The 11,319-nt window shown below is 72.9% G+C and carries 7 protein-coding genes and 1 pseudogene; all 8 read left to right on the plus strand.

The features are described 5' to 3' along the window. Positions 1–90: 90 nt before the first annotated feature. Positions 91–717 (plus strand): annotated as a pseudogene (locus AIIKEEIJ_RS07450) (NADP-dependent phosphogluconate dehydrogenase); the annotation flags it as partial. A gap of 42 nt (positions 718–759) precedes the next feature. Then, a complete protein-coding gene (locus tag AIIKEEIJ_RS07455; RefSeq protein WP_029543820.1) occupies positions 760–1,629 on the plus strand; it encodes a DMT family transporter in 870 nt (289 codons plus the stop codon). 10 nt (positions 1,630–1,639) lie between these two features. Beyond that, the gene (locus AIIKEEIJ_RS07460) at positions 1,640–3,079 is read left to right on the plus strand and encodes a GuaB1 family IMP dehydrogenase-related protein (RefSeq protein WP_006936796.1); all 1,440 of its coding nucleotides are present in this window, start codon (positions 1,640–1,642) and stop codon (positions 3,077–3,079) included. Positions 3,080–3,369: 290 nt separating this feature from the next. After that, on the plus strand, positions 3,370–4,746 hold the full coding sequence (locus AIIKEEIJ_RS07465) for a hemolysin family protein (protein ID WP_029543823.1): 1,377 nt from the start codon (positions 3,370–3,372) through the stop codon (positions 4,744–4,746). Then, positions 4,743–5,828: a CNNM domain-containing protein gene (locus AIIKEEIJ_RS07470; RefSeq protein WP_161995330.1), complete on the plus strand. Its 1,086-nt coding sequence runs from the start codon at positions 4,743–4,745 to the stop codon at positions 5,826–5,828. Before AIIKEEIJ_RS07465 ends, AIIKEEIJ_RS07470 begins: the two co-directional genes overlap by 4 nt. A 92-nt stretch (positions 5,829–5,920) precedes the next feature. Next, positions 5,921–6,811 carry a 3-methyladenine DNA glycosylase gene (locus AIIKEEIJ_RS07475; protein WP_161995331.1) on the plus strand — a complete coding sequence of 297 codons (891 nt, stop codon included), beginning with the start codon at positions 5,921–5,923 and terminating at the stop codon, positions 6,809–6,811. A gap of 117 nt (positions 6,812–6,928) precedes the next feature. Continuing rightward, entirely contained in the window at positions 6,929–10,033 is a 3,105-nt protein-coding gene (locus tag AIIKEEIJ_RS07480; protein ID WP_029543828.1) for an ATP-binding protein, read from the plus strand. 97 nt (positions 10,034–10,130) lie between these two features. After that, a partial coding sequence (locus AIIKEEIJ_RS07485; RefSeq protein WP_161995332.1) for an FAD-binding protein occupies positions 10,131–11,319 on the plus strand: 1,189 nt, incomplete at its 3' end.

Consider the following 11,319-nt stretch of genomic DNA (forward strand, 5'->3'; position numbering starts at 1 on the left):
GTTCGGGAGCGATGTCGACGACCGTGAAGTCCAGGGCGGTCACGCCTGCCCCCTCGCCGGGACGGGACGGCTCCGCCGGGCGACCTCCGCGAAGAAGGCGTCGACCTCGGCGTCCCGGTCACCGGCATCGCCGAGGCCGTCTTCGCCCGCGCCCTGTCCGGCTCCCGCACCCAGCGCGCGGCGGCCCGCGGCCTGGCCTCCGGCGCCCTCGGCGACAAGCCGGCCGACGCCACACAGTTCACCGAGGACATCCGCCGCGCCCTGTACGCGTCGAAGATCGTCGCCTACGCCCAGGGCTTCGACCAGATCGCCGCCGGCAGCGCCGAATACGGCTGGAACGTCGACCGCGCCGCCCTGGCCACCATCTGGCGCGGCGGCTGCATCATCCGCGCCCAGTTCCTCAACCGCATCAAGGAGGCCTACGACGCCGACCCGCAGCTGCCCAGCCTGATCCTCGCCCCCTACTTCCGCGAGGCCATCGAAGCCGGCATCGACAGCTGGCGCCGCGTCGTGGCCACCGCCACCATGCTCGGCATCCCCGTCCCCGCGTTCGCCTCGTCGCTGTCGTACTACGACGGGCTGCGCGCCGAACGTCTGCCCGCGGCCCTCACCCAGGGCCAGCGCGACTTCTTCGGCGCCCACACCTACGAGCGCATCGACGCCGACGGCAAGTTCCACACCCTCTGGAGCGGCGACCGCAGCGAGATCCGCGCCTGACCGCGCCCGCACCGACGCCGCCGTAGGGCATAGTTTGTGCCCATGAGCGGCACCGTCACGGCGTCCGTCGTGTGCGCGCTGGCCGCCGCGATCCTGTTCGCGGCGGCCAGCGTCGCCCAGCAGCGCTCCGCCGAAGCCGTCCCCGCCGGCGAGTCCCTCGTCGCCGCCCTGATCCGCAGCCCCCGCTGGTGGGCCGGGGTACTCGGTGACGGCGGCGGCTACCTGCTGCAGGTCGCCGCGCTCGCCCTCGGGCCGGTCCTGGTGGTCCAGCCGCTGCTGGTGTCGTCGCTGCTGTTCGCCCTCCCCCTGTCCGCGGCGTTCTCCGGGTCTCGCATCACCCGTCCCACCTGGCTGACCGCGGCGGCACTGTGCGCGGCTCTCGTCGTGTTCCTCGTCGTCGGCGACCCCACCGCCGGGGAGATCGACGCCCCCGGGCACGAGTGGGTGCTCCCGCTCGGCGTGGTGTGCGCCGTCGTGCTCGCCGCCACCGCGATCGGGCTGTTCGGCCGCGACCGCGGCACCCGGGCGCTGGCCCTCGGCGCGGCCAGCGGCCTGCTCTACGGGGTGGCGGTGGCGTTCACCAAGTACGTCACCGACCTGTTCGAGCACGGCCTGCGGCCCGTGGTCGGCGCCTGGCAGACCTGGGCCCTGGTCACCGCCGGCCTCCTCGGCGTCTACCTGCAGCAACGCGCCTTCCAAGCCGGCCCGCTCGCCGCATCCCTGCCGGCCGTCACCATCGGCGAGCCCCTCGCCGCCGTCTTCCTCGGCATGACCGTCCTCGACGAACGGCTCCGGGTGGACGGCCCGGGACTCGCCCTCGTCGTCGCCTCGGTCGGCGTGATGCTGATCGCCACGGTGGCGCTCTCACGCAGCCAGGCCCGGCTCACCGCACCCGCCGGCGCCGGCGCGTAACATTCGCCGGGTGCGCTTCCTCGACGGTCACCAGCCCCCGTACGACCTGACGTACGACGACGTGTTCCTCGTCCCGGACCGATCCGCCGTCGCATCCCGGTTCGACGTGGACCTGTCCACGGTCGACGGCTCCGGCACCACCATCCCCATCGTGGTCGCCAACATGACCGCCGTGTCCGGCCGCCGCATGGCCGAGACCGTCGCCCGCCGCGGCGGGCTCGTCGTGCTCCCCCAGGACCTGCCGGCCGGCACCGCCGCCGAGACCGTCGCGTTCGTCAAGAGCCGCCACCTCGTCGCCGACACCCCCGTCACCCTCGGCCCCGAGGACTCCGTCTCCGACGCCCTCGCCCTGCTGCCCAAACGCGCCCACCGCGCCGTCGTGGTGGTCGACGAGAACCGCCGCCCCGTCGGCGTCGTCACCGAGGCGTCCTGCCGCGAGGTGGACCGGTTCGCGCGGCTGCGGTCGGTCGCCATCCGCGACTTCGCCACCGCCCCCGTCGGCTCGTCCCCGCGGGAGGCGTTCGCGCTGCTCGAGGCCAAGCACGACCCGTTGGTTGTCCTCACCCACGACGACGGCACCCTCGCCGGGGTCCTGACCCGCACCGGCGCCGTCCGCGCCGGCATCTACAGCCCGGCCGTCGACGCCGACGGCGCCCTGCGCATCGGTGCCGCCGTCGGCGTCAACGGCGACGTCGCCGCCAAGGCCGCCGGACTGGTCGACGCCGGCGTCGACCTGCTCGTCCTCGACACCGCGCACGGGCACCAGGAGAAGATGCTCGACGCCCTGAAGCGGATCAAGGCGCTCGATCTGCCCGTCCCGCTCGTCGCCGGCAACGTCGTCTCCGCCGCCGGCACCCGCGAACTGCTCGACGCCGGCGCGGACATCGTCAAGGTCGGCGTCGGCCCCGGCGCCATGTGCACCACCCGCATGATGACCGGCGTCGGGCGCCCCCAGTTCTCCGCCGTCGCCGAATGCGCCCACACCGCCCGCGACCTCGGCGCGCACGTGTGGGCCGACGGCGGTGTGCGTCACCCCCGCGACGTCGCGCTCGCCGTCGCCGCCGGCGCCGCCAACGTCATGATCGGGTCCTGGTTCGCCGGCACCTACGAATCCCCCGGCGAGCTGCGCTACGACGAGACCGGACACCCCTACAAGGAGAGCTTCGGCATGGCCTCCAAGCGCGCGGTGGCCGCCCGCACCGTCGACGACTCCGCCTTCGACCGCGCCCGCAAGGCCCTGTTCGAGGAGGGCATCTCCACCTCCCGGATCCGCATCGACCCGCAACGGCCGGGCGTGGAGGACCTGATCGACCACATCTGCTCCGGGGTGCGCAGCACCTGCACCTACGCCGGCGCCCGCACCCTCGAGGACCTGCACGAGCGGGCCGTGCTCGGGGTCCAGTCGGCGGCCGGCTTCGCCGAGGGACGGCCCCTGCCCACCGGTTGGTGACCGCGCCGCCGCTGCGGAGCCGGACACGGCCCGTAGAATGAGGCCTCACCGTGAAACGCCCGCCCCTTTTCGATGATCGGGCCCGACGAGAGGAACCCGGTGCCCGCGGCACCCACCACCACTTCGACAGGACCCCTGGCCACCGCGGCCGACGCGGAGTCCGACTCCGCCGGTTCGGAGGGCTCCCCTAGCGAGCCGGGTGACAAACCCGGCGGGACCTACTCGACACCGGAGCGCAGCTTCCATTCGGCACCGGAGCGGAGCTCCCGGTCGGCACCGGGACGGTGCTGATGTCCGTCTTCCTGTCCATTCTCAGCCTGGTCGGCTTCATCGCCCTCACCGCGGGCACCGCCGTGTTCGTGGCGGCCGAATTCTCCCTGACCGCCCTCGAACGCAGCACCGTCGACGCCCACGCCCGCGACGGCGACCTGCGCGCGCGACAGGTGCAGCACGCCCACCGCACCCTGTCCTTCCAGCTCTCCGGCGCCCAGCTCGGCATCACCATCACCACCCTGATCACCGGCTACCTCGCCGAACCGGTCCTCGCCCGGTTTCTCGACCCGCTGCTGCGCGCGGCCGGGCTCGGCGCCGGCGTGGCCTCCGGCATCTCCCTGGCCCTGGCGCTGATCATCGCCACGTCGTTCTCGATGATCTTCGGTGAGCTCGTGCCGAAGAACCTCGCCATCGCGCGGCCCTTGGCCACCGCCCGCGCCACCGCGGGCCTGCAGGCCGGCTTCTCGCTGGTCTTCAAGTGGGCCATCGTCGGGCTCAACGGCGCCGCCAACCGGATCGTGCGGCGATTGGGCATCGAACCGGCCGAGGAACTGCGCTCGGCGCGCTCCCCGGAGGAACTCGGTTCCCTGGTCCGGGCCTCGGCGGAACGCGGCGCCCTCGACGAGAACACGGCGCTGCTGGTCGGGCGCTCGCTGCGCTTCGGGGAACGCACCGCCGAGGACCTCATGACCCCCCGCGTGACCATCGAGTCACTCGACGTCCACGACACCGTCCTCGACCTCATCGACGCCTCGTCACGCACCGGCTACTCCCGCTTCCCCGTCGTCGACGGCGATCTCGACGCCACCGTCGGCGTCGTGCACGTCAAGCACGCGTTCACCGTGCCCGCCCGGCGCCGCGCCCACACCCAGCTGCGCACCCTCGCCCGGCAGGTGCCCGTCGTGCCGTCCACCCTCGACGGTGACGCGGTCATGGAACGGGTCCGCTCCGACGGCATGCAGGTCGCGCTCGTCGTCGACGAGTACGGCGGTACCGCCGGCATCGTCACCATGGAGGACCTGATCGAGGAGATCGTCGGCGACGTCCGCGACGAGCACGACGAACCCGAGCCCGAGGCGCAGCGCGTCGAGCAGGGCTGGTCCTGCTCCGGGCTGCTCCGCATCGACGAGGTGGCCCACCTGACGGGATACCTCGCCCCGGACGGCGAGTACGAGACCCTCGGCGGCCTGATCCTCACCGAGCTCGGGGAGATCCCCGCATCCGGCGACGAGGTGCTGCTGCCGCACCGGCCCGGCGACGCCCATCACCGGTGGCGTGCCCACGTCCTCGAGATGGACGGGCACCGCATCGACCGGGTCCTGCTCGTCCCCGTCGACGAGCCCGCCGGCGAGGACGACCACGCACCGGACGACGAGAGGGGGGACCGGCGATGAACGACTGGCTCGCGGTGCTGCTCACCGTCCTGCTGCTCGCCGGCAACGCCTTCTTCGTCGGCGCCGAGTTCGCCCTCATCACCGCCCGCCGCGACCGGCTCGAAACCCTCGTCGGGCAGGGCAAGAAGAGGGCACAGACCGTCATCGACGCGGGCGAGCACCTGTCGCTGATGCTCGCCGGGTCCCAGCTCGGCATCACCATCTGCTCGATCCTGCTCGGCCGCGTCGGCGAACCGGCGATCGCCCACCTGATCGAACAACCCATGCATGCGCTCGGCGTCCCGGACTCCCTGCTGCACCCGATCGGCTTCGCGCTCGCCCTCGCGATCGTGGTGGTGCTGCACATCCTGCTCGGCGAGATGGTCCCGAAGAACATCGCCATCGCCGGACCGGAGCGGTCGGCGATGCTGCTCGTGCCGGCACACCTGCTGTTCATGAAGGTGGCCCGGCCGCTGATCGCCTTCTACAACCTGTGCGCCAACGTCAGCCTGCGGTTGCTGCGGGTGGAACCGAAGGACGAACTCGACGTCACCGTCACCGAGATCGAACTGTCCGAGATGATCGGTGAGTCCCGCTCCGAGGGGCTGCTGGACGAGGAGGAACACCGGCGCCTGACCAAGGCACTCGCGACGAGCGGACGAACCGTCGCCGACGTGACGATCCCCCTGTCCGGGGTCCGCACCGTTCCGCTCGGCCCGGCCGGCACCACCCTCGGGGCCGTCGAGCGGGCCGTCATCGAGACCGGCTACTCCCGGTACCCGGCGGAGACCCCGGCCGGGGAACTGGCCGGCTATCTGCACCTGAAGGACGTGCTCGACCTCGTCCGCGACGAGTCCGCGGGACCGGACACGATCATCGCGACCGCGGAGATCCGGCCGTTGCCGCCGGTGCCGGTCGACGCCCCCCTCGACGACGCCCTGTCGCTGCTGCGGCGCACCAGTTCCCACCTCGGCGGAGTCGTCGACGAGCACGGCAGGGTCATCGGCATCGTCGCGCTCGAGGACCTCGTCGAACAATTCGTCGGCACCGTGCGCGACACCACCCACCGGATCGCCGACCCGGGACCGGGACCCCGGACGTGAACCCCGCCCCGACCCACCCCGGCGCCCGCCGGCCGGCGCAGCACCGCGATGGAATCATTGCAGCACCGATGCAGTCGTTACGGGCGGGAACCATGAGTGCGGTCCTGGCACCCGAGCAGTGGCTACCGCGCCGGGAGCGGCACCGCCACCGGCTGACGGCGCTGCTCGGCCCCTACCTCGACCGGCGAGCGCGCGGCGCCACCCACCCGGTGATCGACTTCCTGTTCACCTACTACAGCTTCACGCCGTCCCAGCTCATGCGCTGGCACCCCGGCTTCGGATCCACCCTCACCGGCTCCGCGTCGGCGGAGTACGCCACCCTGCGGGGCTACCGGACCACCGGCACCGGGGTCACGGTCGACCCCACCCACCTGGCCCGGCGGCGCGAGACCGTCCGATACGTCGCCGGCCTGCTCGAGGCCACCGCATCCCGGCCCGCGCACTTCGGCTGCTTCGGTCTCCACGAATGGGCGATGCTCTACCGCACTCGGCCCGAAGACGTCCGCCACAGCGCCGTACCCCTGCGCCTCGGCCACACCGGCACCGACGCCGTCGTCGAGTCGTTGCAGCTGCGCTGCACGCATTACGACGCGTACCGGTTCTTCACCCCGGACGCCGGCCCCCTCAACATCGAACCGCTCACCCGCGACGACCAGGCACGGCGGGAACAACCGGGCTGCCTGCACGCCGCCATGGACCTGTACAAATACTGCTACAAGCTCACCCCGCTGCTCGACACGGACCTGACCGTCGACTGCTTCGAGCTGGCCTACGCCGCCCGGGAACTCGACATGCGGGCCAGCCCGTACGACCTGAGCGAGTACGGCTACCCCCCGGTACCGATCGAAACACCCCGCGGACGAGCGGAGTACGTCCGCGAGCAGACGGTCCTGGCCGAGCGGTCCACCGCGCTGCGCGCGGCGCTGCTCGACCGGTGCCACCGGCTGCTCGACGCCGACCGGGAGCACGCCGGCCGCCGCTGAGCGGACACCGCCGCCTGCCCTCTCCCCGGGACGTCCCCGGCGCGCGACTCGGCACCCGCGACGATCGATATCCCTCCCCGCCGGGTCTACGCTGAAGTCTGGAGAGGCCACGACCCGATGCTGTACGTCTCCGTCCTGGGTGAGCAGTCGATCACCGACGACACGACCGGCGCCGTCGTGACGCGGTCCCCCCGCGGCACGACCCTGGTCGCCTACCTCGCCCTCCACGCCGGAGTTCCACAGCCCCGCCAGCTCATCGCCCCCCTGTTCTGGCCCGACTCGACGACCGCCCAGGCCCTGACCAACCTGCGCCGCGAACTGCACCACCTGCGCCGCGCCCTCGACGACGACCCGGCCGTCGGAGTGACCTCCCGGGATCTGTGCTGGCGCGACACCGAGACCAGCCGGGTGGACCTACGGACCTTCACCGTCGAGTACCACGCCGCCCTGGCGGCCGCGACGAGCGGCGACGACGAGGCGGCGCTGCGGCACGCCACCACGGCGCTCGCCGAATACCGCGGCTCCCTGCTGCCCGGCATGTACGACGACTGGATCCTCGAGGCCCGTTCGGATCTCGAACGGCACTGCGTCGACCTGTGCGATCTGCTGTGCCGGCTCCGGGCCCGCACCGGCGACCTCCCCGGGGCGATCGACGCCGCCCGCCGCCGGATCCACCTGCGGCCCCTGGAAGAGGGCGGATACCGCACCCTGATGCACCTGCAGGCCGAGCACGGCGACCGCGCCGCCGCGGTGAGCACCTATCACCGCTGCGCCGCCCTCCTCGAACGTGAACTCGGGGTGGCACCGGACCCGGCGACGCGCACACTCGCCGACCGCCTGCTCGCCCACGCGGCCCCCACCGCGGCCGCCCGCCCGACCGCCGAGCCGGCGGCCCGGCGGCCCGGACTCGCCGCCCCGGCACTCGTCGGACGCTCACGCGAACTCCGTCGGCTGCACGAGGCGTGGCGCACGGCGGCCGCCGGCCGCCCCACCCTCGTCCTCGTCACCGGCGGCGCCGGCGTCGGCAAGACCCGCCTGGTCGCCGAGATCGCCGACACGGCCCGCGCACAACCCGCAGTGGTGGCGAGCACCCAGTGCTTCGGAACGTCCGGACGGCTCGCCCTCGCCCCGGTCGCGGACTGGCTCCGCACCCCCGCGGTCCAGCCCACGCTCGCCGCGCTCGACCCGCTCTGGCGCGCCGAGGTCGACAGGCTCGTACCGTCCGGCACCACCCGCCCGGAACCCGGCGCCGGCCTCCGGGCGATGGTCGACGCCTGGCAGCGCCTCCGGTTCTTCGAAGGCCTGGCGCGGGCCCTGATCGGCGGCGGCCGCCCGGTCCTGCTGACCCTCGACAGCATCCAGTGGTGCGACCCGGAGACGCTGACGTTCCTGACGTTCTGCCTGTCCCTGACCCCCGACGCGCCCCTGATGGTGGCCGCGACAGCCCGCACCGACGACACCGACGAGAGCCGGGACCTCGAGCAATGGGCCGTCCGGATGCGGACCGCCGGTCTGCTCACCGAGCTGCCACTGCAGCCCCTGGGGGTCTCCGGCACCGCCCGCCTGGCCGAGGCGCTCGGCGGGTGCCCGCTCGACCTGCAGGACGCCGAACTGCTGCACGCGACCACCGGAGGCTTCCCGCTCTACATCATCGAAGCGATGCACAGCGGACCGGACCTCGCCCCCGCCGGCAGCCTGGCCGACGTGCTGCACGACCGGATCGAGCAGGTGAGCCCCGCCGCACGGGACGTCGCCGGACTCGCCGCGGCGGTAGGCCGCAACTTCACCCTCGACCTGCTCACCGAGGCCAGCGACCTCGACGCCGACGCCGTGGTGCGCGCCGTCGACGAGCTGTGGCAACGCAGAATCCTGCGACAGTTCCGCGACGGCTACGACTTCTCCCACGACCTGCTCCGCGACGCCGCCTACGCCCGGATCAGCCCGCCCCAGCGCTGGCTGCTGCACCGCCGTCTCGCGCAGAGCCTCGAATTGCTGCACGCCGACGACAGCGACAGCGTCTCGGCGCAACTCGCCGAGCAGTACGCCCGCGGGGGACGACCGGACCGGGCAGTGGCCTACTACCGTCGCGCGGCCGATGTCGCCTCGAGCACCTTCGCCCACACCGAGGCGATCCGACTGCACAAGAAGGCGCTCGTCATCGCCCGCACCCAATTCGAGGGGCGCAGCGCCGCCGTACAGGAACTCGCCGTCCGCGAAGCGATGGCGGCGCCGCTCAACGCCAGATACGGCTACTCCTCCCCCGAACTGCAACAGACCCTCGAGCGCTCGATCCGGCTGGCCGCATCCCTCGGCCGCAAGGACTCCCTCCTGGCCGGCCTCGTCGGGCTCTGGTCGTCGCGGTTCGTGCAGGGAAACATTGCCGGCGCCCACGAGGTGGCGACCCGCGCCCTGACCCTCGTCGACCCCGGCTCCCCGCTGAGCGGATCGGCCCACTTCGCATTCGCCGGTTCGGCGGTCGAGCTCGGCCGCCCCGAGGAGGCGCTCCACCACTTCGACCGCGCGGCCGCACTGACCCGGGGCGCTCCCTCGTTGACCGTCGGCACCCGGCCCGACGTGCACGGCAGCGCCTGGGCGGCACACGCCCACTGGCTGCTCGGCCACAACGACGCCGCACTGACCTGCTGCAACGAGGCCGTCCGGCTGGCCCGGACGATCGATCATCCGTACAGCCTGGCCGTCGCCCTGGCCTACAGCGGCATCACCCACCACCTGCGGGCAGACCCCGCCGCCCTCGACGTCGCCGTCGCGGAACTGACCGACCTGTGCGTCCGGTACGGATTCGCCTACTACAGCGAGTGGGCGCTGATTCTCGGCGGTTGGTCCCGCGGCGGCGAGGCCGGCCTCACGCAGGCGCGGCGCGGCATCGACACACTCCGAGCGGCCGGTTCGTTCGCCCGGATGCCGTACTGGCTCTCGCTGCTCGCCGACCTGTCGGTGCGGGAAGGAGATCCCGGCGCCGCCCGCGCCGCGCTCGATGCCGCCCTCGTCGCCGGACAGGCCCGCGACGACCTGTGGTGGCTGCCCGAGGTGATGCGGATGCGCGCGGCGCACGACGACCACGACGCCGCGATCGCGCGGCTGCGCGCCGCCGCCCGGACCGCGGCCGCCCACGGCAGTGCCGCCCTGCTCCGGCGCTGCGCGCGGGACCTCGCCGAACACGGCGTTCACCTGCCGCTCCCGGGCGTTCCCCCGGCCCCGTGACCGGCTGCGCGCACTCGAACGCTGCGCGAACGCCCCCTTCCTAGGGTCGACGGTACAACGCCCGCACCGGCGAGCGACCGACCCGAAAGGGACTCCCGTGACCACCATCTCGACCCGGTCGGCCGGCGCCGTGCCGTACGACGACCTGGCCGCGGCCCTGCGCGGCGACCTGATCACCCCCGGCGACACCCGCTACGACACGGCGCGTGCCGTCTACAACGGCATGATCGACAAACACCCCGCGGCGATCGCACGCTGCCGGGACGCCGCCGACGTCGTTTCCTGCGTCCGCTTCGGCCGCGCCCACGCCCTCACCCTGGCCGTGCGCGGCGGCGGGCACAACGCCGGCGGCCTCGGGGTGTGGGACGACGCGCTCGTCGTCGACCTGTCCCTGATGCGCAGTACCACGGTCGATCCGGCACACCACACCGTCCGCGTCGACGGCGGATGCACCTGGGGCGACGTCGACCACGCCACGGTCGCCTTCGGCATGGCCACCCCGTCCGGCTTCCTCTCGTCCACGGGTGTGGGCGGGCTGACCCTCGGTGGCGGCATCGGCTATCTCTCCCGTCGCTTCGGGCTGACCGTAGACAACCTTCTCTCCGCCGACGTGGTGCTCGCCGACGGCACGCTCGTGACGGCCGACGAGAACTCGCACAGCGACCTGTTCTGGGCGCTGCGCGGCGGCGGCGGGAACTTCGGCGTCGTCACCTCCTTCACCTTCCGCTGCCACGACATCGGCGAAGCCGGCATGATCGTCGGCGGCCCGGTGCTCTACGACCTCGCCGACACCGCCGACGTCATGCGCTGGTACCGGGAACTGCTGCCGGCGCTCCCGGAGGAACTCAGCGGCTGGATCGCGCTGCTCACCGTCCCACCCGCCGCCCCGTTCCCCGAGGACCTCTGGGGCCGCAGGTGCTGCGGCATCGTCTGGTGCTACACCGGACCGCACGGCAAGGCCGACGAGGTGCTCGAGCCCATCCGGACCTACGGCTCGCCGCTGCTGGTCGGCCTGCACGACATGCCGTTCACCGTGCTGCAGAGCGCATTCGACGCCCTCTACCCGCCCGGCCTGCAGTGGTACTGGCGGGCGGACTTCTTCGACGAGATCACCGACGCCGCGATCGACGTGCACTGCCGGTACGGGCAGCAGCTGCCGACCGGTCACTCCACCATGCACCTCTATCCCATCGACGGCGCCACCAGCCGTGTCCCCGAGGACGCGACCCCCTTCGCGTACCGGGGCGGCGGATGGGCGGGAGTCATCGTCGGCGTCGACCCCGACC

Source organism: Rhodococcus sp. YH1 (genome assembly GCF_009939605.1).
In the GTDB taxonomy this organism is placed as follows: domain Bacteria; phylum Actinomycetota; class Actinomycetes; order Mycobacteriales; family Mycobacteriaceae; genus Rhodococcus; species Rhodococcus aetherivorans.